General features: G+C 64.5%; 20 protein-coding genes, 1 tRNA gene and 1 pseudogene. 12 read left to right on the plus strand and 10 right to left on the minus strand.

Going from position 1 to position 22,466, the window contains the following annotated elements; translation table 11 throughout:
- From G8767_RS30790 to G8767_RS30800, 3 genes and pseudogenes are all read left to right on the plus strand, one after another.
- Positions 1 to 132: pseudogene (locus tag G8767_RS30790) on the plus strand (acetyl-CoA C-acyltransferase); the annotation flags it as partial.
- 100 nt (positions 133 to 232) lie between these two features.
- The gene (locus G8767_RS30795) at positions 233 to 595 is read left to right on the plus strand and encodes a DUF3817 domain-containing protein (protein WP_020908283.1); all 363 of its coding nucleotides are present in this window, start codon (positions 233 to 235) and stop codon (positions 593 to 595) included.
- Between the two features lie 105 nt (positions 596 to 700).
- On the plus strand, positions 701 to 1,597 hold the full coding sequence (locus G8767_RS30800; RefSeq protein WP_166813667.1) for a tetratricopeptide repeat protein: 897 nt from the start codon (positions 701 to 703) through the stop codon (positions 1,595 to 1,597).
- Between the two features lie 18 nt (positions 1,598 to 1,615).
- Here the strand turns inward: G8767_RS30800 and G8767_RS30805 are convergent, their stop codons facing one another.
- From G8767_RS30805 to G8767_RS30815, 3 genes are read right to left on the minus strand one after another with little or no spacing between them, the layout of a single operon-like run.
- Positions 1,616 to 3,064 carry a neutral zinc metallopeptidase gene (locus G8767_RS30805; protein ID WP_166813635.1) on the minus strand — a complete coding sequence of 483 codons (1,449 nt, stop codon included), beginning with the start codon at positions 3,062 to 3,064 and terminating at the stop codon, positions 1,616 to 1,618.
- Positions 3,064 to 5,265: a 1,4-alpha-glucan branching protein GlgB gene (gene glgB / locus G8767_RS30810; RefSeq protein ID WP_166813637.1), complete on the minus strand. Its 2,202-nt coding sequence runs from the start codon at positions 5,263 to 5,265 to the stop codon at positions 3,064 to 3,066. The genes G8767_RS30805 and glgB overlap by 1 nt, the downstream gene beginning before the upstream one ends.
- Positions 5,265 to 7,289, minus strand: a complete 2,025-nt coding sequence (locus tag G8767_RS30815; protein WP_166813639.1) for an alpha-1,4-glucan--maltose-1-phosphate maltosyltransferase — start codon at positions 7,287 to 7,289, stop codon at positions 5,265 to 5,267. The genes glgB and G8767_RS30815 overlap by 1 nt, the downstream gene beginning before the upstream one ends.
- A 176-nt stretch (positions 7,290 to 7,465) precedes the next feature.
- Here G8767_RS30815 and glgP point away from each other — a divergent pair, with 176 nt between their 5' ends.
- The gene (gene glgP / locus G8767_RS30820; protein WP_166813641.1) at positions 7,466 to 10,066 is read left to right on the plus strand and encodes an alpha-glucan family phosphorylase; all 2,601 of its coding nucleotides are present in this window, start codon (positions 7,466 to 7,468) and stop codon (positions 10,064 to 10,066) included.
- 67 nt (positions 10,067 to 10,133) lie between these two features.
- Here the strand turns inward: glgP and G8767_RS30825 are convergent, their stop codons facing one another.
- From G8767_RS30825 to G8767_RS30835, 3 genes are read right to left on the minus strand one after another with little or no spacing between them, the layout of a single operon-like run.
- Entirely contained in the window at positions 10,134 to 12,182 is a 2,049-nt protein-coding gene (locus tag G8767_RS30825) for an ATP-dependent DNA helicase (protein WP_166813643.1), read from the minus strand.
- A 9-nt stretch (positions 12,183 to 12,191) separates the two neighbouring features.
- A complete protein-coding gene (locus G8767_RS30830; RefSeq protein WP_095973027.1) occupies positions 12,192 to 12,839 on the minus strand; it encodes an isochorismatase family protein in 648 nt (215 codons plus the stop codon).
- On the minus strand, positions 12,836 to 14,176 hold the full coding sequence (locus tag G8767_RS30835; protein ID WP_185565010.1) for a nicotinate phosphoribosyltransferase: 1,341 nt from the start codon (positions 14,174 to 14,176) through the stop codon (positions 12,836 to 12,838). The genes G8767_RS30830 and G8767_RS30835 overlap by 4 nt, the downstream gene beginning before the upstream one ends.
- A 121-nt stretch (positions 14,177 to 14,297) precedes the next feature.
- Between G8767_RS30835 and clpS the strand changes: the two genes are divergently transcribed.
- The 7 genes from clpS (at position 14,298) to rdgB (ending at position 19,378) form a co-directional block, all read left to right on the plus strand.
- Entirely contained in the window at positions 14,298 to 14,609 is a 312-nt protein-coding gene (gene clpS, locus G8767_RS30840; RefSeq protein ID WP_166813669.1) for an ATP-dependent Clp protease adapter ClpS, read from the plus strand.
- A gap of 55 nt (positions 14,610 to 14,664) precedes the next feature.
- Positions 14,665 to 15,255, plus strand: a complete 591-nt coding sequence (locus G8767_RS30845) for a DUF2017 domain-containing protein (protein ID WP_003945318.1) — start codon at positions 14,665 to 14,667, stop codon at positions 15,253 to 15,255.
- Entirely contained in the window at positions 15,252 to 16,319 is a 1,068-nt protein-coding gene (locus tag G8767_RS30850) for a P1 family peptidase (RefSeq protein WP_166813645.1), read from the plus strand. The genes G8767_RS30845 and G8767_RS30850 overlap by 4 nt, the downstream gene beginning before the upstream one ends.
- Before the next feature lie 93 nt (positions 16,320 to 16,412).
- The gene (locus G8767_RS30855; RefSeq protein ID WP_166813647.1) at positions 16,413 to 17,072 is read left to right on the plus strand and encodes a rhomboid family intramembrane serine protease; all 660 of its coding nucleotides are present in this window, start codon (positions 16,413 to 16,415) and stop codon (positions 17,070 to 17,072) included.
- A 97-nt stretch (positions 17,073 to 17,169) separates the two neighbouring features.
- Positions 17,170 to 17,928 (plus strand): cyclic nucleotide-degrading phosphodiesterase, encoded by a 759-nt coding sequence (locus tag G8767_RS30860; RefSeq protein WP_166813671.1) that lies wholly within the window; start codon positions 17,170 to 17,172, stop codon positions 17,926 to 17,928.
- 52 nt (positions 17,929 to 17,980) lie between these two features.
- A complete protein-coding gene (gene rph, locus G8767_RS30865) occupies positions 17,981 to 18,766 on the plus strand; it encodes a ribonuclease PH (protein ID WP_003945332.1) in 786 nt (261 codons plus the stop codon).
- 3 nt (positions 18,767 to 18,769) lie between these two features.
- Positions 18,770 to 19,378 (plus strand): RdgB/HAM1 family non-canonical purine NTP pyrophosphatase, encoded by a 609-nt coding sequence (gene rdgB / locus G8767_RS30870; RefSeq protein ID WP_166813649.1) that lies wholly within the window; start codon positions 18,770 to 18,772, stop codon positions 19,376 to 19,378.
- A 62-nt stretch (positions 19,379 to 19,440) separates the two neighbouring features.
- On the opposite strand, the gene G8767_RS30875 is transcribed toward rdgB, so the two are convergent.
- On the minus strand, positions 19,441 to 19,821 hold the full coding sequence (locus tag G8767_RS30875; RefSeq protein ID WP_003945334.1) for a DUF3817 domain-containing protein: 381 nt from the start codon (positions 19,819 to 19,821) through the stop codon (positions 19,441 to 19,443).
- Positions 19,818 to 20,225, minus strand: a complete 408-nt coding sequence (locus tag G8767_RS30880; protein ID WP_021333455.1) for a hypothetical protein — start codon at positions 20,223 to 20,225, stop codon at positions 19,818 to 19,820. Before G8767_RS30880 ends, G8767_RS30875 begins: the two co-directional genes overlap by 4 nt.
- A gap of 245 nt (positions 20,226 to 20,470) precedes the next feature.
- Here G8767_RS30880 and G8767_RS30885 point away from each other — a divergent pair, with 245 nt between their 5' ends.
- Positions 20,471 to 21,190 (plus strand): aspartate/glutamate racemase family protein, encoded by a 720-nt coding sequence (locus G8767_RS30885; protein ID WP_166813651.1) that lies wholly within the window; start codon positions 20,471 to 20,473, stop codon positions 21,188 to 21,190.
- A 57-nt stretch (positions 21,191 to 21,247) separates the two neighbouring features.
- Here G8767_RS30885 and G8767_RS30890 read toward each other — a convergent pair.
- Together G8767_RS30890 and G8767_RS30895 are read right to left on the minus strand one after the other, a co-directional pair.
- A tRNA-Leu gene (locus G8767_RS30890) sits at positions 21,248 to 21,329 on the minus strand.
- A 73-nt stretch (positions 21,330 to 21,402) separates the two neighbouring features.
- A complete protein-coding gene (locus tag G8767_RS30895; RefSeq protein WP_166813653.1) occupies positions 21,403 to 22,119 on the minus strand; it encodes a hypothetical protein in 717 nt (238 codons plus the stop codon).
- Between the last annotated feature and the right edge of the window lie 347 nt (positions 22,120 to 22,466).

A 22,466-nucleotide genomic window follows, 5' to 3' on the forward strand; every position in this document is an offset into this window, starting at 1 on the left:
ATGTCCGGCGCCCGCATCGCCCTGCACCTCGCCCTCGAACTGCAACGCCGCGGCGGCGGCATCGGCGCAGCCGCACTCTGCGGCGGCGGCGGACAAGGCGACGCACTCATCATCCGCGTCCCCAAGGCCTGAGTGTCTCAATACACCTGAACCAGTGCTCTCGCTCAGCGGCGCCCCGTGGTTTTCCTCACACAACTACGGGGCGTCGTAGTTGTTCGGGCACAATGGCCTCATGGCGAACATCTTTGACGTATCCACTCCCGCGAAACGCTTCCGTCTGGTGGCGTGGTGGGAAGCTGTGACCTGGGCGGCTTTGCTGGTTGCCATGTTCTTCAAGTGGGTCCTCGGACACGAAGAAGCGATTCGCATCCCCGGAATGGTCCACGGAACCGCCGGCTTCCTGGTGTTCATCGTTGTTGCCCTCCTGACCGCGTGGTCGCTCAAGTGGGACATCAAGACCACGATCCTTGCGCTGATCTCGAGCGTTCCGCCGTTCGGCACCGTCATATTCGAGCGCTGGGCCGTGCGAAACGGCAAGCTCGGCGAACTGTCCACGGAGTTCGAGGCATCCAAGGGAAACGCTGCGCTCGTCTGAGTGCTGCATCCCTCTACGTAGCTCCGCGCAACTCGTGACAAACTGGGAGTCGTGACTCGACCAGGTTCCAGGCCCCCCGCGCGTTCGTCCGCAGTTGCTGCCGCCATGAGCGGCGCAGTCGACTTGTCCGCCTTCAAAGAGCGGGCCACGGCCCCACCACCGCCGCGTAACACCAGCGGCGACGGGGCCGTTTCTGCTGTCTCCGGGGCAGTGATCGAGGTGACCGAGGAGAACTTCGAAAGCGAAGTCCTGCTCAAGTCGAGCCAGGTGCCGGTCATCGTCAACATCGGTGGCCGCGCATACGAGCCCTCGGTCGTGTTCACCGAAGTTCTCGAATCATTGGCCGCGCGTGCCGGCGGCAAGTGGATTCTTGCCAACGTCGACGTCGACGTGAGCCCTCGTATCGCGCAGGCGTTCGGCGTCCAGTCGGTGCCGACGGTTGTTGCCGTCGCGGCAGGTCAGCCGTTGGCCGATTTCCAGGGCGCTCAGCCGGAGGCGCAGCTCAGTCAGTGGTTCGACGCAGTGCTCCAAGCTGTCGAGGGCAAGTTGAGTGGGCCTGTGCCCGACGGTGACGAGCCGGTGGAGGAGGTCGAGGATCCTCGCTTCGTCGCAGCTGAAACCGCGCTGGACGAGGGCGATCTCGACGCCGCCATCGCTGCGTACCAGGTGATTCTCGACGCCGAACCCAACAACGCGGAGGCCAAGAGCGCTGTCCGCCAGGTGAAGTTCATGGCTCGGGTTCAGGGCGTCGATCCCGAGTCGATTGCGGCCGCGGATGCCGATCCGTCCAATCTCGAATTGCAGTTCGCTGCGGCCGACCTGGAAATGTTCGCCCAGCAACCCGAGGCGTCGTTCGCCCGCTTGATCTCGGTGGTCTCGCGAACTGCCGGCGACGACAAGGCTGCTGCTCGGACGCGCTTGCTCGAACTGTTCGAACTGTTCGACCCGGCAGAACCGATCGTCATCGCGGCCCGACGTAAGTTGGCTTCCGCTCTCTACTGACGTGTGGACCGGCAGCCGCTACTCCGTGTAGCGGCTGTCGCACACTTCCCGGCCGCCGAGTACACCGGTCCGGAACGCGTCGACGCGCGCAAACCCACTCGGAACCGTCTCACCGTTGACGTCACTGGCGGCGAGGCCGTCGGTCAGCAGCCCCGATACGGCTTCGTCGAGGTCGCCGGGGGAGAGTGTGACCTGTGCGCCGGACGCCGCGGCGTTGGTGGGACTGAGCGCTGCGGTGATGACGCCGGACAGGCAGGCGGCGCGCAAGGCAGTCTGCGGGGTGTCGAGAGATTGGCCGTTCTCCTTCTGCATCGCGAGGGTGTACCTCGACGCGAGCAGGACGTAGGCGTTGTAGTCACCGGTGATGTTGGTCTGGATCAACTCGCGTCGCCCGACGCGACCCGGCGTGCCGCGCTCGGCAAGGTCGTCGACGCTGATTCCGATGGTGTTCGTCGACGGGCAGTACGACACGGGTTCGGTCGCAACGGCATCGCTGCACCCGGTGTCGGCGCCGGTGAACACGACCTTCGGCGGCTCGGGTAGATCGAAGATCGCTTGGAATGTCTTCACGAACTCGTCGAGAGTTGCCTCGGTGACAGGCAGTTCTCCGGAGTCGTTGCCTTCGGCGAACTGCTGCGGGAGGTCTGCGCGTCGTGACTCGATTTCGTCGGCGTCCATCTTCGCGCACGCACCGGCGCCGTCGGTGAAGCCGATCTGAGTGGCGGTGACGCGCTCGAAAGCCGAACCATGATGGCTCTCAGGATCATTAGGGTCTTCGTCGCGGATGGCGACGGCCGACGCCAACACCTTGTTGAGTCCGTCGGAGGTGTTCATCGTGAAGTGTGCGGCCTTGTCCTCCGCGACGTGCCGCAGGAAGGCACCACCGAAACAGTCGGCTTGCTGTTCTCGCACCAGGGCCGCATCTCGTTTACCGCCGACGATCCCGGCTTTGCGTTGAACCGCGTGGCCGTACTCGTGCGCAAAGATGAACGCGACGGCCACTTCGCCGAACTTCTCTCGAACCTCGGGCAGCAGCAGTTCGCGATCCCAACCGATGGTGTGATCGATGCTGCAGTACCCGGCGTTGATGAGTTCTTCGGTGGTCTCCTCGCAGAAGTCCGGTCCGTTCGATTCGGTGGGGTCCCACGAGATCAGCTCGACGACCGGCTCGAAGGGCTTGTCGAACAGAGCCGGGTACTCGGCGGCCCAGTAGGTTTCGATGTCGGTGATGGCGTTGGCCGCCAGGGCGTCGATGTCCCCACCGTCGGTACCGGTGATTGCTCGGTCGGCATTGGGGGCTCCCGGACGCAACCCACTTGGTCCCGCTGTCGCGTCGAGTCCGGCGACACGGAACGGGTCGTGATAAATCGAGACGGCGTGACCGTTCGTTCCGCCGGCACAACCGGCGAGCAGTGCGGCCACCGCCAACAGTGACGACGTGACAATGACTACTCGCCGGCCGACCATCAACGCTCCAGACTTATCCAAATCGCTCCAGCAGCTGGCAGCGCCACCTGTGCGGAGGCTGGCCGACCGTGCCACGAACGCGACGTTGCCGTGACCGCTCCGAGGTTCCCGACTCCGGAGCCGCCGTACACCTCGGCATCGGTGTTGAGAATTTCCACCCATCGGCCGGGCTCTGGTAGCCCGACGCGGTAGCTCGAGTGCTCACTGCCCGAAAAGTTGAACAGGCAGGCGACAATCGAACCGTCAGTACCGTAACGCAGAAAACTGAGGACGTTGTTCTCGGTGTCGTTGGCGTCGATCCAGGAGTATCCACCGGGCGAGGTGTCGAGGGTCCACATTGCCGGATGGCGTCGGTACGCGGAGTTGAGATCGCCGACCAGTCGCTGGACGCCGCGATGGAGAGTGCCGGTGTACTGATCGTCGAGCTGCCACCAGTCGAGGCCGCGTTCTTCGGACCATTCCGCGCTCTGGCCGAACTCCTGTCCCATGAACAGCAGTTGCTTGCCCGGATGCGCCCACATGTACGCAAGCAGTGACCGAAGACCGGCCGCCTTGGCGAAGTCGTTGCCGGGCATCCGGGTCCACAGAGTCCCCTTGCCGTGCACCACCTCGTCGTGGCTGATCGGTAGCAGGTAGTTCTCGCTCCACGCGTACATCAGCGAGAAAGTGATCTCGTGATGGTGGTAGGTCCGGTGCACCGGGTCGTGACCGAGGAACCCGAGGGTGTCGTGCATCCACCCCATGTTCCACTTCATGTTGAACCCGAGGCCACCGACATTGGTTGCCCGAGTGACTCCGGGCCACGCCGTCGACTCCTCGGCGACGGTGACGACACCTCGATGGTTCTTGTGGACGGTTGCGTTCATCTCCTGCAGGAACGCAACGGCTTCGAGATTCTCGCGGCCACCGTGAATGTTGGGAGTCCACCCACCTTCCGGACGTGAGTAGTCCAGGTACAGCATCGATGCGACGGCGTCGACACGCAGTCCGTCGATGTGGAACTCCTCGAGCCAGAAGAGCGCGTTGGCGACGAGGAAGTTCCGGACCTCGCGGCGGCCGAAGTCGAATACGTATGTGCCCCAGTCCAACTGCTCGCCGCGTCGCGGATCGGCATGCTCGTACAGGGGAGTTCCGTCGAAACGGGCCAGCGCCCACTCGTCCTTCGGGAAATGCGCGGGTACCCAGTCGACGATGACGCCGATTCCTGCGGCGTGCAGGTGGTCCACGAACCACCGGAAATCGTCGGGCGTGCCGAAGCGGGACGTCGGTGCGTAGTACGACGTGACCTGGTATCCCCACGATCCGCCGAACGGGTGCTCGGAGACCGGCAGCAGTTCGACATGGGTGAATCCGGTTGCGGTGACGTACTCCGCCAGCTGTTCGGCCATCTGCCGGTAGTCGAGACCGGGGCGCCACGATCCGAGATGCACCTCGTACACACTCATCGGCGACTGCGAAGGGTCGACACCTGCACGGGTTTCCAGCCAGGCAGCGTCGTTCCACACATGGGAACTGGTGGTCACCCGCGAGGCCGTCGCCGGTGGAACCTCGGTACCGAACGCCATCGGATCTGCCTTGTCGCGAACCGAGCCGTCGTGTCCGTGGACTCGGAACTTGTACAGCGAACCGACTGCGATGTCGGGCAGGAAGATCTCCCAGACTCCGGTGGAGCCGAGGACGCGCATGGGAGCGAATTGCCCTCCCCACCCGTCGAAATCGCCGACGACGGTCACACCGCGGGCGGCCGGAGCCCAGACGGCGAACGAGGTACCGTCGACGGGTCCGTCCGGCGTTTCGTAAGAACGCGGGTGTGCACCGAGGATGTCCCACAGGCGTTCGTGTCGACCCTCGCCGAACAGGTGTAGGTCGAGTTCGCCGAGGGTTGGCAGGAATCGGTACGGGTCAGCCGCGAGAACGGTGTGTCCACCCGGGTACGTCACCGAATAGCGATAGTCGATCAGGTCGGGATAGGGGACCAAGGCAGCGAAGATGCCGTTCGAAACATGTTCGAGGGGAAAGCTTTTGCCGCCGATGACTGCGCTGACGGACTCGGCGTGGGGACGCAGCGCTCGCAGAACGGTCCCGTCGGCGTGGGGATGTGCGCCGAGGACGCTGTGTGGATCGTGATGTTCACCGCGTGCCAGCAGATCCAGATCGTGACTGTCCGGGGCGATACCCGAAGGGGACTTGTCCGTTGGCATCACTTGCCTCCACTCGCGCGGTGCGCGTTGCGTGCTTGGTAGGCCAGAGAGATCCGGGCCGGATACGGAACGGGTGGGAGCGCGAGGATGTGCGCCACCGAACGCCAGGGCTCGAGCCGGACGAAGTTGGCCTGGCCCCAATTGAACTGCTCACCGGTTACTTCGTCGAGCACGGTCATGTGGTCGTGCCACTCGCGTCCGAGTGCCGGCATGTCCAACCAGACAGTGCCCTCCTCCGCCGCGAACGGGTTGAGGTTGATCACCGTCAGGACGGCGTCGCCGGTCGAGGCGTCGAACTTCGAGAACGCGATCAGTGCGTCGTTGTCGATGTGGTGAAAGTGCAGGTTCCGCAGCTGCTGCAGTGCGGGGTGTGCACGCCGGATGCGGTTGAGCGCGGTGATCCACGGCTCGAGAGATTCGCCTCGCGCTGCTGCTTCGGCGAAACGGCGCGGACGGAGTTCGTACTTCTCGGAGTCGAGGTATTCCTCGCTGCCGGGGCGAACGGCTTGGTGTTCGTAAAGTTCGTAACCGGAGTAGACGCCCCAGGTCGGCGCCAGTGTAGCGGCGAGAGCTGCTCGTAGAGCGAACATTCCGGGCCCACCGTGCTGGAGGGATTCGTGCAGAATGTCCGGGGTGTTCACGAAGAGGTTCGGTCGGGCTTCGTCGGCCTTCGCCGCCAGCTCGTTACCGAATTCGGTGAGTTCCCATTTCGCCACTCGCCAGGTGAAGTACGTGTACGACTGGGTGAATCCGCGTCGCGCCAGACCGTACATGCGTGCCGGACGGGTGAATGCCTCGGCGAGGAACAGGACGTCGGGGTCGGTCTTCTTGACCTCCGAGATCAGCGTCTCCCAGAAGTTGGGCGGTTTGGTGTGCGGGTTGTCGACCCGAAAGATCTTGACACCGGCGCTGATCCAGTGACGGACGACTCGCAGGATCTCCTTGTCGAGGCCGCGAGGATCGGTGTCGAAGTTGATCGGGTAGATGTCCTGATACTTCTTGGGTGGGTTTTCGGCGTAGGCGATGGTGCCGTCGGGAAGGACGTTGAACCATTCCGGATGCTTCTTGGCCCACGGATGATCCGGGGCGCACTGCAGCGCGAGATCCAGTGCCACTTCGAGATCGAGCTTGCGAGCGGTGGCGACGAAGGCTTTGAAATCCTTGAGGGTGCCGAGCTGAGGGTGGACTGCGTCGTGCCCGCCGTCGACCGAGCCGATGGCCCAGGGCGAACCGACGTCACCGGGCTCGGGGGTGAGGGTGTTGTTGCGCCCCTTGCGATTGATCTCCCCGATGGGGTGGATCGGCGGTAGGTAGACGACGTCGAAACCCATTGCCGCGATGCGGGGCAGGTCCTCGGCCGAGGTGCGGAACGTGCCGTGTTGCGGGACCCCGTTCTCGTCCCAACCGCCCGTCGAGCGGGGGAAGAACTCGTACCAGGAGCCGAACAGTGCACGGTTGCGATCGACGACGACGGGGTGGGACTCGCCCTTGGTGACCAGTTCGCGGAGCGGAGTGGCGCGGAGCAATTCGGCCACGTCGGAGGCGAAGGCCGGAGCGACGCGAGCAGTCAGCGCCTGATCGCTGCGCAGCGACGCCGTGACGGCCTCGAGCCGGGACCTGTTGCCCCGCGGCACCTCGTGCGCGGCCTGTTCGAACAGGCGCGCACCGATTTCCAGGTCGTTGGCCAGCTCGACAGCGCCCTGCCCGACGGCCAGCTTTGCTTCCACCGCGTGCTTCCAGGTGGCGATGGGATCGCTCCACGCCTCGATCCGGAACGACCACATGCCTTCGGCGGACGGCGTGAACACCGCGTTGACGGTGTCCGGTTCGGTGCCGGGATCCATCGGAATACGCAGCGGCTTGGTTCCGCGCGGACCACGCACCACCAGAGTTGCGGAAATGGCGTCGTGGCCTTCTCGCCACACGGTGGCATGCACCGGAAAGACTTCACCGACCACGGCCTTTGCCGGATAGTTACCCGAGATCTCGGGTACCACGTCGTCGATACCGAGGCGTCCTGACACGGGAAGCTCCATTTCTGGTGATGGATCGCGGTAAAACTTTCTTTCGCCGGTTCAACCGTAGTGGGTGTCGCGCCGGAGCGCTGATAACGGCGAAGCCGGGTCCGTCGGTGGTCAGGTCGGCTCGGACGTGAGGTTCCACCAGACAGAGTGCAAGGAACTCGACTAGGGTTCGCGGGGTGAAAGCCTTGCGTCGGTTCACTGTCCGAGCCCACCTTCCGGAGCGCCTTGCCGCGCTCGGCCCCCTGTCCACCAACCTTCGTTGGTCGTGGCATCCCGAGACACAGGATTTGTTCTCGCGACTCGACCCCGAACTCTGGCAAGCAGTCCAGTTCGACCCGGTCCGGATGCTCGGGGAAGTCGACCCCGCCCGGCTCGACGAACTCGGCAGCGACGAGGCATTTCTCGGTGACCTCGACACTGCAGCAGCCGATCTCGACGCTTACCTGAGTACGCCGCGCTGGTATCAGTCCCAGCAGGCCAAGGGCACGTCGTTGGCCGGCGGAATCGCGTACTTCTCCATGGAGTTCGGGGTCAGTGAGGTTCTGCCCAACTACTCCGGTGGATTGGGCATCCTTGCCGGTGATCATCTCAAGGCCGCGTCCGATCTCGGGCTGCCGCTCATCGGCGTCGGACTGCTCTACCGATCCGGGTACTTCCGCCAGTCGCTGACCGCCGACGGTTGGCAGGCCGAGCACTACCCACCCCACGACCCTCAAGGGTTGCCTCTTCGTTTGCTGACGGACGCAGGCCCGGCCTCCGACGACGGATCTCCGGTCGTCATTCACGTGGCCATGCCCGGTGGCCGTGTGCTTCGTGCGCGAGTGTGGATCGCTCAGGTCGGCCGAGTGCCGTTGCTGCTGCTCGATTCCGACATCGCCGAGAACGACGCGGACCTTCGCGGCGTCACGGACCGCCTCTACGGCGGGGACCAGGATCACCGCATCAAGCAGGAGATCCTCGCGGGTATCGGCGGCGTGCGCGCGGTCCGCGCCTACACCGCGGCTTACGGATTGCCCGATCCCGAGGTGTTCCACATGAACGAGGGGCATGCCGGATTCCTCGGTATCGAACGGATTCGGGAACTTGTCACCACCAGTGGTCTGGACTTCGATTCCGCTCTGGCCGCGGTTCGAGCCGGAACCGTCTTCACGACGCACACCCCGGTACCTGCCGGAATCGACCGCTTCCCGGCAGATCTGGTCCGTCATTACTTCGGCGGCACGAACGGCGAGAACGAATCGACGTTGCTTCCTGGCCTGACCGTCGACCGCATCGTCGGGATGGGGCGCGAATCCGATCCGTCGATCTTCAACATGGCGCACATGGGCCTTCGTCTGGGGCAGCGCGCGAACGGCGTCTCGAAGTTGCACGGCATCGTCAGCCGCGACATGTTCAACGGACTCTGGCCGGGATTCGACGCCGACGAGGTGCCGATCGGTTCGGTCACCAACGGTGTGCACGCACCGACGTGGGCGGCGCCGGAGTGGATGGACGTGGCCAGGCGGATCGTCGGGCAGGAGCAACTCGAAGAAGCGCGCGGGTGGGAGCGCCTGCACGAGTTGTCGGCCACGGAACTGTGGGAAACACGTAATGCGTTGCGCGGCAAGTTGGTCGACGAAGTTCGTCGTCGCGTCCGGGCATCGTGGCTGGAACGCGGCGCGACCGAGGCTGAACTCGGCTGGACCACTGGAGTTTTCGATCCCAACGTTTTGACCGTCGGATTCGCCAGGCGCGTTCCGACGTACAAGCGGTTGACGCTCATGCTGCGTGATCCCGAGCGTCTGCGTGCGATGTTGCTCGACGAGCAGCGTCCGGTGCAGTTGGTGGTGGCCGGTAAGTCGCACCCCGCCGACGACGGTGGCAAGGCACTCATTCAGCAGGTCGTACGGTTCGCCGACGAAGCGGATGTCCGTCACCGCATCGTCTTCCTGCCCGACTACGACATGTCCATGGCCCGCTACCTCTACTGGGGCTGCGACGTGTGGCTCAACAACCCGCTTCGCCCACTCGAGGCATGCGGTACTTCCGGCATGAAATCCGCGCTCAACGGTGGACTCAACCTCTCCATTCGTGACGGATGGTGGGACGAGATGTACGACGGCGAGAACGGGTGGGCCATTCCGACGGCCGACGGTGTTCTCGACGACGTGCGGCGTGACGATCTGGAAGCCAGCGCGCTCTACGAACTTCTCGAGCACGCGGTGCTGCCGACGTTCTACGACCGTGATGCAGCCGATCTGCCGACGCGCTGGGTCGAGAGGGTTCGCCACACCCTCGAAAACCTGGGCCCGAAGGTGTTGGCATCACGCATGGTTCGTGACTACGCGGTCGACTACTACGCCCCTTCGGCGGAATCAGCTCGAGCGGTAGTGGCGGATGATTTTGCCGGTGCGCGTGAGGTGGCCGAGTTCCGTCGCCGCATCGAATCGCAGTGGCCGTCGGTCGCCGTCGAGCAGGTGGACGGTTCCGGCCTGCCGGACACTCCGGAGATCGGTGCGACCATCTCGTTGACGGCCAAGGTCCGCCTCGGCGGCTTGTCGGTCTCGGATGTCGAGGTTCAGGCAGTTCTCGGACGCGTCAGCCCGGGCGAGGAACTCACCGACGTGGTGACGTTCCCGATGACACACTTCGGCGCCGAGGACGGAACCGAGATCTTCGAAGCCGAGGTCGCCCTTCCGGTCTCCGGCTCCGTCGGCTACACCGTACGGGTTCTGCCACATCACCGGTTGTTGGTCAATGCGTCCGAACTCGGATTGGTGACCACACCGAACGTCTGACGTTGTGCTTTCTGCCCCGGGCCGTTCGGTCGGTACCGGGGCAGAATTGTGCCCGGGTGAAACTCGGTCAGGGACGCGAGTCGCGGATGCGGGTGAGTGCCTTGCGGACGACTTCGGGTTTGGTCGTCTCCCAGAACGGAGGCAGTGATGCGCGAAGGTAACCCGCGTACCTCGCCGTGGCCAGACGCGGATCGAGCACGGCGACCACGCCCTTGTCGTCGGTGCTGCGAAGCAGACGGCCCACGCCCTGTGCCAGGAGCAGCGCCGCGTGATTGGCCGAGACGCTGAGAAAGCCGTTACCGCCATGGGATTCGATGGCTTGTTGGCGGGCCATCAGCAGTGGGTCGTCCGGGCGCGGGAACGGAATCCGGTCCAAGATGACGAGGCTCAGCGACGGCCCCGGAACATCGACGCCCTGCCACAGGGACAACGTGCCGAACAGTGACGTGGGTTCGTCCTTGGCGAAGGCCTTGACGAGGGTGCCGGTGGCGTCGTCGCCCTGGCACAGGATCGGTGTGTCGAGGCGTTCGCGCATGGCCTCGGACGCGGCTTTGGCGGCGCGCATCGACGAGAACAGTCCGAGGGTGCGTCCGCCCGCAGCCTCGACAAGTTCGGCGATCTCGTCGAGATAGACCGGGGAGAGGCCGTCGCGGCCGGGCGTGGGCAGGTGGCGGGCAATGTAGATGATGCCGGCCTTGGCATGGTCGAACGGCGACCCGACGTCGAGCGAATTCCAGCGGAAAGCCGAAGCGTCGGAAGGGGCTTCGGTTCCGATGGCGGTACCCGAGTCGGGGCGCGCGGACGATTCGGCGGGGAGACCCCAGTTGACGGCGAGCCCGTCGAACGATCCGCCGACGGTCAGTGTCGCGGAAGTGAGAACGACGGTGGATTCGGCGAACAGTCGTGAGCGCAGCAACCCGCCGACCGAGAGCGGAGCCATCCGGACGGAGCGCCGCACCGATCCGCGGAACTCGTCCGAGGACAGCCAGACGACGTCCTTGCGCTTGGCCGGGTCGGGTTCGTCGAAAGCAGTGAGAATGCGTACGGCGCTGTCGTGGACGTCGTCGACGGACGAGAGCGCGGCGTTGCGGGCGGCAGCGGCTTCGGGGTCTGCGGCCGCCATACCCGGTTTGGCCGGGCCGATAGCGGTGCGCAGCGACCAGGCCGCGTCGCGGATCGCGGCCAGTGCGGGCGCCGCCCCGTCCGGGAGGCCTTCCCATCGACCTGGCCGTAATTCTTCGAGGAGCCCCGCCCAACCCTCGCCGGCAGCTTCGAGTCGGTCGGCGTCCTGTTCTTCGGCGATCTTGCCGCAGCGCCTGGCCGCGGCACTGATCGAGGCGGCAGTGAGATCAGCCGTGGCAACGCCGGTGACGCGGTCGACCAACTCGTGGGCCTCGTCGATCACCACGACGTCGTGGTCGGGAAGGATCTGGATGCCGGTGATGGCGTCGATGGCGAGCAGTGCGTGGTTGGTGACCACTACGTCGGCTTTCGACGCCTCGACTCGGGCCCGCTCGGCGAAGCAGTCCTCACCGACCGGGCACTGGTTCTTGCCGATGCACTCGCGGGAGGTGACGCTGACCTGCCGCCACGCCTGATCGGACACGCCCGGCACCAATTCGTCACGATCACCGGTTTCGGTGTCGGAGGACCATTCGGTGAGGCGTACGACCTCCCGGCCGAGACGCGAGACCGTGAACGGATCGAACAACTCGTCCTCGGGTGGCTGCTCGGACGCGCCGGTGTGGATCTTGTTCATGCACAGGTAGTTGTTGCGGCCCTTGAGGATTGCGAACTCGGCGCGTCGGCCGAGTGGCTTCTTCAGTGCGTCGGCGAGCCGCGGCAGATCTCGATCGACGAGCTGACGCTGAAGCGCGATGGTGGCGGTGGACACGACCACGGTGCGTCCCGATTCGACCGCGTGGCGCAGGCTCGGAACGAGGTAGGCGAGCGACTTACCGGTACCGGTGCCGGCCTGGACGGCAAGATGCTCGCCGGTATCGATCGAGTGCGCCACGGCGGACGCCATCGTCAGCTGACTGGTTCGTTCGGCACCGCCGAGCGACCGCACCGCTGTCTGGAGCAGTTCGGGAACGTTCGGGAGTTGATCGGCCACCCACGAAGGTTAATGGATCCCTACGTCAGAAACGTCCACGGATGATTCCCGGGGTAGTTCCCCGGCATTCGAGTCTTCTTCCGACGACGCCTCGTCTCGCCCGATCAGCTGCACTCCCGCCTCCTGCATCTGCACCAATGCCGACTCGATCGTGGCGGTCGACACACCAGCGGTGAAGGGGAGAAGAACTGTCGTGGCGAACCCCGCGCGCGCGGCGTCGACGGCCGTGGCCTTGACACAGTGATCCGTGGCGATGCCGATCACGTCGACGTCGGTGATCTCGTGGGCGCGCAGCCAGTCCTCGAGCGTCGTGCCGTCCTCGGTTGCTCCCTCGAAACCGGAATAGGCCGCGCTGTAGGCGCCCTTGGAGAAGATCGCCGAACCGGCGACAGAGGCGTCGAACGCCGGATGGAACTCGGCGCCGGCCGTCCCGACGACGCAGTGAACCGGCCAACTGTCGACGAAGTCGGGAGTCTCGGAGAAATGCGCCCCAGGGTCGATGTGAAAATCGCGAGTCGCGACTACGGCGTCGTACTCGTGGGAGTTGACGAAATCGTTGACGGCAGCCGCAACCGCAGCACCGCCGTCGACAGCGAGAGCGCCACCTTCGCAGAAATCGTTTTGAACGTCGACGACGATCAGTGCTTTTGCACTCACCGGTGCTCACCTCCGGAGAATCGAACGGGCACTGCCGAGTCTCCGCGCGAGAGCTTGAGTCCTTCCCACGGCAGGCTCACGAGCCCAGCCTTCAGAACTGCGCGGCTCTCTTCGAGCGTCGGTGCGCTCTCGACGACTTTGCCTTCGCGAACCAACGGGATCAACAATTCGGTCGCGCCGTCCGCCTCGGAAACCGGAGCGGGCGAGCCGGCGGGGTAGATGACTTCTTCGACGATCGTTCCGGTCGGACGCACCACGCGCAGTGCCTTCTTGGCGCCGCCACGAGATGCCTTGTTGGTGCTTCTCTTCTCGACGGCGATCCCGTCCACCTCGACCAACTTGTAGACCATGCCCGCTGTGGGCGCGCCCGATCCGGTGACCAGTGAAGTGCCGACGCCGTACGAGTCGACGGGTTCGGCCCGCAGGGCCGCGATGGCGTACTCGTCCAGGTCGCCGGAGACGACGATGCGCGTCTTGGTGGCACCGAGGTCGTCGAGTTGTTGCCGTACCTGGCGAGCCAGGACGCCGAGATCACCGGAATCGATGCGAACTCCGCCCAGTTCGGGACCGGCAACGGCGACAGCCGTTTTCACACCCTCGGTGATGTCGTAGGTATCGACGAGCAACGTGGTGGATACGCCGAGTGCCGCGACCTGACCGCGGAATGCCGCTGCCTCGTCCGGACCGTCTTCGGTGGTGTGCAGGAGAGTGAAGGCGTGTGCACTGGTACCCGCGCTGGGTACGTCGTGACGCCGCGCGGCTTCGAGGTTGGAGGTGGCGTCGAAGCCGGCGAGATACGCGGCACGTGAAGCGGCGACGGCGGCCTGTTCGTGTGTACGACGCGAGCCCATCTCGATCATCCGTCGACCGCCCGCTGCGCTCACCATGCGGGCTGCGGCCGAAGCGATCGCGCTGTCGTGGTTGAGGATCGAGAGAATCAAGGTTTCGAGGATGACGCACTCGGCGAACGTTCCGCGGACCGAGAGAATCGGTGATCCGGGGAAGTAGAAGTCGCCCTCGCGGTAGCCGTCGATGTCACCGGAGAATCGATAGTTGCGCAGCCACTCGACCGTCGTGTCGTCAAGGAATTTCGCAACGATCGCCAGTTCCGGTTCACCGAACCGGAACTGCTCGAGTGCGTCGAGCAGGCGTTCGGTACCGGCGACGACGCCGTAGCGACGACCGTCGGGCAGCCGCCGTGCGAATACCTCGAAACTGCAGTTACGGAAGGCAGATCCGTCGGCGAGAGCCGCCGAGAGCATGGTCAGTTCGTACTGATCGGTGAGCAGTGCGGTGCTGGCACCGGCGTCGCGGATGTCGGAAATTTGCGTAGGCACGCACACAACTCTATGCGCGAGACGACGTGGGTGGGTGTTGTCGCCTCTCGTCGCGCCGTACCCTGGATACATGGTTTTCGGCGGCGCGACCGTGTCCGGCACTTACTCGGCGAACGTAACGATGAGAGGCGCTACGGCTTCCTCTCCTCAAGCCACGCCCGAGCAGTCGGAGGCTGTGGTGACCATCGAAGCCGCCGATCGGCCCTGGGTGACCATCGTCTGGGACGACCCGGTCAATCTCATGCACTACGTGACCTACGTGTTCCAGAAGTTGTTCGGTTACAGCAAAGCCAAGGCCACCGACCTGATGATGCAGGTCCATTCGGAGGGCAAGGCCGTGGTCTCGAGCGGATCGCGCGACAAGATGGAGGCCGATGTCCGTCGCCTCCACGCGGCCGGTCTCTGGGCCACGATGCAACGCGACGACACCTGAGAAAAGCCCTTTTCGACCGATTTGTTCGCCTAACTCGTAGACGGGAGTCCGACGCGTGCGGACGTGGAGTAGGAAGAGTTCACTTGGCGGAGTCAAGTTCAAGTCCGAGATGGACGGCCACGAGGCGGCAGTTCTGCGCTCGCTCGTGGAGTCGGTGACCGGGCTTCTCGACGAGCGTGCGTCTTCGGCGCCGCAGGACGAGCTCGCCGCGCTGACGGGCCTTCGCACCGGAAATTCGGAGACCCCGGACAATCCGGTGTTGGCACGTTTGCTTCCCGACTTCCAGCGCACCGATCCGGACAAGGTCGCTCCGGACAGTGACGATCTCGACGACGCGGGTGCCAATGTCAACGGTGCGCTGCGAAGTTTGCACGAGCCCGAGATCATCGACGCCAAACGTGAGTCCGCTCGAATGCTGTTGGCTTCGCTTCCCGAGGCGGGCGGCAAGGTCGTTCTCACGCAGGAACAGGCCGACGCCTGGCTGTCCTCGCTCAACGACGTCCGTCTCGCGCTCGGCACCAATCTCGGCATCGACGCCGACACCCCGGAGAGCCTCGAACCCGACGACCCGCGAGCCCCGCATCTCGACGTCTATCACTGGTTGACGTGGATGCAGGACTCCCTCGTCCAGGCGCTCATGCCATGACCACGACGCGGACCGGGCCCACTGATTCACTGACAGATGTCGCCGGCCTCGCAGTCGGCCATCACCACAAACTCGACGAGGGCGCCACACTCGGAAGCGGCGCGGCCACCGGCTGCACGGTCGTGCTCGTGTCGGCCGGTGTGGTGGCGGGGGTCGACGTCCGCGGCGGCGGTCCGGGTACCCGCGAGACCGACCTGCTCGACCCGAGCCATTCGGTTCAGCAGGTCAATGCCGTGCTGTTGACCGGCGGCAGTGCATACGGACTTGCCGCGGCCGACGGAGTGATGCGCTGGCTCGAGGAACACGATCACGGGATCCCGATGGGGGCTCCTGGTCAGGTCGTACCGATCGTGCCCGGCGCCGTGATCTTCGATCTGCCGGTTGGCGACTGGAACGTTCGTCCTACCGGAGACTTCGGATTTCTCGCTGCCGACACCGCTTCGCGCGAATTCGCCACGGGCACGGTCGGCGCCGGGGTAGGTGCCAGAGCCGGAGCGCTCAAAGGTGGGGTGGGAACGGCCAGCGTCGTGATCGCCGACGGCCCCGCCGAGGGGACGACGGTCTCCGCCTTGATCGTGGCGAATCCGGTGGGTTCGGTCTTCGATCCGCGAACAGGTTTGCCGTGGGGCGTCGGCTCGGACGGCGCGGAATCTTTCGGACTCAGGCCTCCCGACGCGTCCGAACTCGCGGCAGCCAACGCCGTCGCGGCCAAGGGAACCGTCCTCAACACCACGATCGGTGTGGTCGCCACCGACGCCGCCCTGACCAAAGCCGGGTGCCGACGCGTCGCTGTCGCAGGTCACGACGGTCTGGCTCGTGCGATTCGGCCCGCACATTCGCCGCTCGACGGCGACACGATCTTCGCCCTCGCTACCGGTGATCACAAGCCGAATCCGGAGATCGCGGTTCCGGCCGCCTTCCCGAACGATCTGCCCGTACTCGACGCGGTGTGCGCAGCGTCGGCGCAGGTGGTCGAACGTGCGATCGTCACAGCGATTCTGGACGCCACGTCGGTGGCCGGAATCCCGAGCTACCGCGAACTCTTCCCGTCCGCATTTCTCTAGGCAGCACTCCTGGTGTCGGCGGTAATCTCGAATTGAGCCTGGTCGCCAGTGAGCGAATCAGAAAAACCGGATCGACGGTGGAGGACGCACACGATGACGATGGATTTCAACAATCCGGACTTCGGCACCCGGACGCCGGCACCGAAATCCGGTCCGCCCTCGGTGTGGAAGCAGTCGGCCGTATTGGTGGGCGGCTTCGCGATCCTGCTCTACGTGATCGAGATCGTGGATGTCATCTCCGGTCAGAATGTTCAGAATGCCGGCGTCACCCCGCGCACGCTCGACGGTCTGTGGGGAATCCTGTTCGCCCCGGTACTTCACGACGACTGGGGCCACCTGATCGCCAACACCATTCCGGTGCTGATTCTCGGATACCTCGTGCTGGTGACGGGAATCGCGCGCGGACTCGCGGCGACCGGCATCATCTGGGTGATCGGCGGTGTCGGGACCTGGTTGTTCGCCGGCTCGAACTCGAATCACGTGGGTGCGTCCGTGCTGATCTTCGGCTGGGTCACCTACCTGCTGGTGCGCGGGTTCTTCACGCGCAGCTTCACCCAGATCCTGATCGGCGTTGCTGTTTTCGTCGTGTACGGCGGAGTGCTGTGGGGCGTACTGCCGAGCGATCCACGGGTTTCCTGGCAAGGACATCTGTTCGGAGCGATCGGCGGCGTGCTGGCCGCCTGGGCGCTGACGTCGGGGGAGAGGGCCAAGCGCGCAGGGTCGACGCCGGCCGTTCGACCACCGAGTTTCTGAACGGACGTGGGTCACACCCTCACTGCGGTGTGACTTCGACGCGCCAAAACCACCAAGAGCTTTTTCCCAGACGGGTAGACGTGGCAGCATGACCGGTATGCGCATGACCGTCCTGGGGTGTTCCGGCAGCGTCACGGGTCCGGATTCACCGGCTTCGGGATACCTGCTCACGGCACCGGGAACTCCGCCGCTCGTGATCGACTTCGGCCCGGGAGTTCTTGGGGCGTTGCAGCGATACGCCGATCCGGGCGAGGTGACGATCCTGCTTTCACACCTTCATGCGGACCACTGTCTGGACATGCCCGGCCTGCTCGTCTGGCGTCGCTATCACCCCAACCCGCCGGTCGGACGGGCTCTGGTTTACGGCCCCACCGACACCGCGTGCCGCATCGGAGTGTCCTCCGCCGAGTGCGCCGGCGAGATGGACGACATCTCCGACACCATCGACGTCCGGCTCTGGGCCGAGAACGATCCGGTGACGTTCGGAGAACTGAGCGTCGTCGCCCGTCGGATGAATCATCCACCCGAGGCTTACGGATTCCGGATCACCGGCGCCGACGGCCGCGTGCTCGTCTATACAGGCGACACCGGTATGTGCGACAACGTCGTCGAACTCGCGCGTGGTGCAGACGTGTTGCTCTCCGAAGCGTCGTGGACCGACAGCCCCGATCGACCTGAGGGAGTCCATCTCTCCGGCAAGGAGGCCGGCCGTGTGGCTGCGCTCGCCGGCGTCAAGGAACTTCTCCTCACCCACATCCCGCCGTGGACATCGCGTGAAGACGTGATCGCCGAAGCGAAATCCGAATTCTCCGGACCGGTTCATGCCGTCTCCGCCGGAAGTGTCTACGACATCTGATTCCCCTCACATTCGATGCAGCGCCGACCGGGCGACCGCTAGGCTCACGAAGGTGACTACACGAGAAGACGGTAGGGCGGACGACGAGCTCCGCACGGTCAAGATCACCCGCGGGTTCACCAGTCATCCGGCCGGATCCGTTCTGGTCGAGTTCGGGAACACACGCGTCATGTGCACGGCCAGTGTCGAAGAAGGTGTACCCCGCTGGCGCAAGGGCTCCGGCTTGGGTTGGCTGACAGCCGAATACGCGATGCTTCCGGCCGCCACGCACACACGTAGTGGCCGCGAATCGGTCAAGGGCAAGGTCGGCGGACGCACGCAGGAGATCAGTCGACTCATCGGCCGGTCACTTCGGGCGTGCATCGATCTCGCGGCAATCGGTGAGAACACCATCGCCCTCGACTGTGATGTCCTCCAAGCCGACGGTGGCACTCGCACCGCGGCAGTGACGGGGGCATACGTAGCCCTGGTCGACGCCGTGACGTACCTGCGCGCAGCCGACCTGCTTTCCGACCCGCAGCCCATCTCGTGTGGCATAGCGGCCGTCAGCGTCGGCGTCGTGGACGGACGAGTTCGTCTCGACCTTCCGTACGAAGAGGATTCGCGTGCCGAGGTCGACATGAATGTCGTGGCCACCGATACCGGCACGCTGGTGGAAATTCAAGGAACCGGTGAGGGCGCCACCTTCCCGCGCTCGACGCTGGACAAGCTGCTCGACTCCGCTCTGGCGGGTTGTGAGCAACTTTTCGAGATACAGCGTCAGGCGTTGGCCGAGCCGTATCCCGGGGTGCTCCCCGAACCGAAGAATCCGGAACCCAAGAAGAAGTTCGGTGCCTGAGCTGTGAGCGTACGAGTGTTGGTTGCCAGCCGAAATGCCAAGAAACTGAAGGAACTTCATCGAGTTCTCCACGCCGCCGGAGTGAACGGAATCGAACTGGTCGGGCTCGACGAGGTACCGCCGTTCCCCGAAGCCCCCGAGACCGGAGCGACGTTCGAGGAGAATGCGCTCGCCAAAGCCCGTGACGGGGCCGCTGCAACCGGAATGGCTTGCATTGCAGATGATTCCGGTGTCGAGATCGATGCGCTCAACGGTATGCCGGGTGTGCTGTCCGCGCGGTGGTCGGGCACTCACGGGAACGACGGCGCGAACACCGCTCTGGTACTGGCTCAGCTGGGGGACGTGCCCGACGAGCGGCGGGGCGCGGCATTCGTCTCCGCCTGTGCACTGGTGATCCCCGGCGGCGACGAGACTGTCGTGCGCGGCGAATGGCGCGGGGTGATCGGCCGAGAACCGACCGGCGACGGTGGATTCGGATACGACCCCATCTTCCGTCCGGACGGCGACACCCGCTCGGCCGCAGAACTCACCCCGGCCGAAAAGGATGCGGCGTCACATCGAGGGCGCGCGCTCGTGCAGCTCGTTCCGGCATTGGCCGCACTGGCCGGCTGAACCGAATCCGAAAAGTAGAGCCCTGAACGCGTCTGCGTTCAGGGCTCTGCTTTTCGACACTCTCAGAGCTGATAAGCCTGCTTCACCTGGGCGGTTCGCTTGTGCTCGAACACGAACGACAAGAAGGGGATCGTGCCGGCGAGCGCGGTGGCAACCGTCGTCCCTGGCTTCCACCGGGCCTTGATCGCCAAGTCGATCGTGAACACGAGGTAGAGCATGTAGAACAGGCCGTGGATCTGACCGATGTAGAACAACCACGACGGTGCGTCCGCGGAATTGTCGAGAATCAGGTACTTGTAGACCATCTCACCGGTCAGGAACAGCAGCCAGAGGCCGGTGATCCAGGCGAGAACGCGGTATCGGACCAGCGCCGACGCAACCTTCTTCTGTTTTTCTGCGTTGACTGCGGGGGTAGCGATGCTCGCTTCCGAACCGGTACTCACGTCGTGCTCCTATCGGACTCGCGAGCGGCGAGCTGCGCAAGGTAGTCGTTGTATTCCAGCATTTGGCGGGCTTCAGGATCGTCGACGTCGAGGTTCACATCGTCGAACTCGGCCTGCGGGCGTTGCGGCAAGAGGTCGGCGGGAATCTCACGCGGCTCCGCGGCGGCTTCCTCGGCCTCGGCCTCTTCGGGGTCCACGTCTTCGAGCTGAACGAACTTGCGATACGCGTACACGACAAACGCCGCGAACAGCGGCCATTGGAACGCGTACCCGAGATTCTGTCCGGACCCTCCGACGGCTTCGAAGCGCTCCCACTGCCACCAGCCGAGCGCGAGGCAGCCGGCGGCTGACACGATGACCAGCAGAATCAGCGCAGGTCGGCGTTTCGTAGCGTTCTTGGACACACTAAGACGGTACCTGAGAGCTATAGTGCCTCGCCCTGCGATCTCCGACACGGTGTCGTAGAGGCCGTGCCACGGCGTGTCGTAGAGGCCGTGCCACGGCGTGTCGTAGGAGCCGTGCCACGGCGTGTCGAAGAAGCTGCATGTGCGCTACGCCCATCCTCGACCGCACCGTCGGGCATTGAACACATTCTCCCGGCTGAACTGCATCGATAACCTCGGGCGTATCCGACAACAGGGGAGCGTTCATGCACATCAGAGTGATTCGTCCGGTCATCGACACCACACTCACGCCTGCTGTGACAGCCGAGGTGGAGCACTGGGCAGCGCCCGGTACGAGGGTCGACGTCGTTTCGCTGCGTTCCGGAACGGCGAGCATCGAGAGTGAGTACGACGAGGCGCTGGCCGGCCCCGGGATCGTGCAGAGGGTAGAAGAGGCGGCCGCTGACGGCGTCGACGGTGTATTCATCACGTGTTTCGCCGATCCCGGAGTGCATGCCGCCCGAGAGATCATCGACGCACCGGTGGTCGGCGGCTTCGAGCCGTCCTTCCTGACGGCGATGAGTCTGGGCGATCGGGTCGGCGTCGTGACCATCCTGCCCAATGTCGTGCCGATGCTTCGATCGCTCACTCGGCGATACGGGCTGGACAATCGGCTGGGCAGTATTCGAGTCGTGGACATGCCGGTGCTCGGACTCACCGATCGGGAGGTTCTGATCGATCGACTGGCCGATCAGGCGTCTGCGGCCGTGGAGAACGGGGAGGCGGACTCCATTGTTCTCGGTTGCACCGGCATGCTCGGTGTGACCGGCGCAGTCCGAGACAGGCTGCATGACACAGGGATTCATGTTCCAGTTGTGGATCCGACGGCAGCGGCGATCACATGGTTGGAGAGCTCGGTCCGTCTGGGACTGACGCCGAGTCGGACGACGTACATGACTCCACCGGTCAAGGATCGAAAGCGCTGAACGTGATCAAGAACTGAAAAAGCCCCGCCGGATCAGATCCGGCGGGGCTCTTCGTTGTGCGCGAGGGGGGACTTGAACCCCCACGTCCTGAGACACTGGAACCTAAATCCAGCGCGTCTGCCAATTCCGCCACTCGCGCGCGGAATTCAAAGGATACGCGAGTGGAATCGCTCGCGGGAACACCACCCTGGTCGGGATGTGCCCGCCTGCTCTCAGGCCGATTCGGCGAGCGGATCCGCTGCCGGCGAGGTGGTGGTTTTCTTCGATCGGCGCGGTTGTTCAGCGGTGCGTTGATACCGCCACGCAGCGTGGGTGAGTGTCCGAACATCGACGTCGAGATGTTCCGACACCGCAACAAGCAATTCGGTTGCGTCGATGCTCGACAACAATTCCTCGCTGCTGCTCGCCTCGGTGGCGAACCGTGCAAGCAGATCTATCGAGGCTGCCGACAACTTCCCGGACAAGAACACCAGCGTCTCGAAGGTCCTGGGGCCGAGGCCCGGAACGGAGACGACTGCCGAGCGGAGGCTTTCGGTGTCCTCGACGTCGGCACTGGACCGGCAACCGGCGTCGACGAGCGCCTTGGCTGCGCGAGCTACACCCTCGGCCTTGGTGGAGTAGTTGCCCGGCACGCGCTGGCGATTGCCGAGAACCGTTGCGAGTTCGTCGCCACGGTCGGTGAAGGCGGCGAGAGCGGACAGGTTGTCGAGATGTTCGCCGGCGGCTACCGAGCGGTGTGTGCGCCAACGGTCGACGACGGCGCGGACTCCGGTCTTCGGCGTTCCGTAGGCGGCGCGCGACGAGAAGATCGCGTCGAGAAGGGCGGCTTCGGACTCGCGCGGCCATCCCTGATTCCAATGCGGCCACGCCTCGCGCGGAAGTTCGGCGGCGATGAATTCGACCGCCCTGACTACGTCTGTGTCTTTCATGATTTCTCCCCCCGAGAAGTTGTCCTGTGTGGACGCGCTGAACGTAGCGAGAGGGTCCGACAGATTGTCGCCGCGAACGCACGGGATCGACCGTCCGTCAAGGAGGTCACGAATTGGTAACAATAAATATGAGGGGTTCCTCAGGTTTCTGAAAATCCCGGTAACAGTCCCAGGCAGGGCGTTCGCGACCTACTCGCGAGTCACTTTCTCGAAGTCTCGTGAGGAAGATCACGGCCCCGAAAGTCCAGATTTCCAGGGCGCCGACAAACGTGAGGAAATCCTCATGATTCTGTGTAAACCTTGTCTTGCACGAACGCCCTGACTCCGTCGATTCTCTCGACGAATTC

The organism is Rhodococcus sp. IC4_135, assembly GCF_011602025.1.
In the GTDB taxonomy this organism is placed as follows: domain Bacteria; phylum Actinomycetota; class Actinomycetes; order Mycobacteriales; family Mycobacteriaceae; genus Rhodococcus_F; species Rhodococcus_F baikonurensis.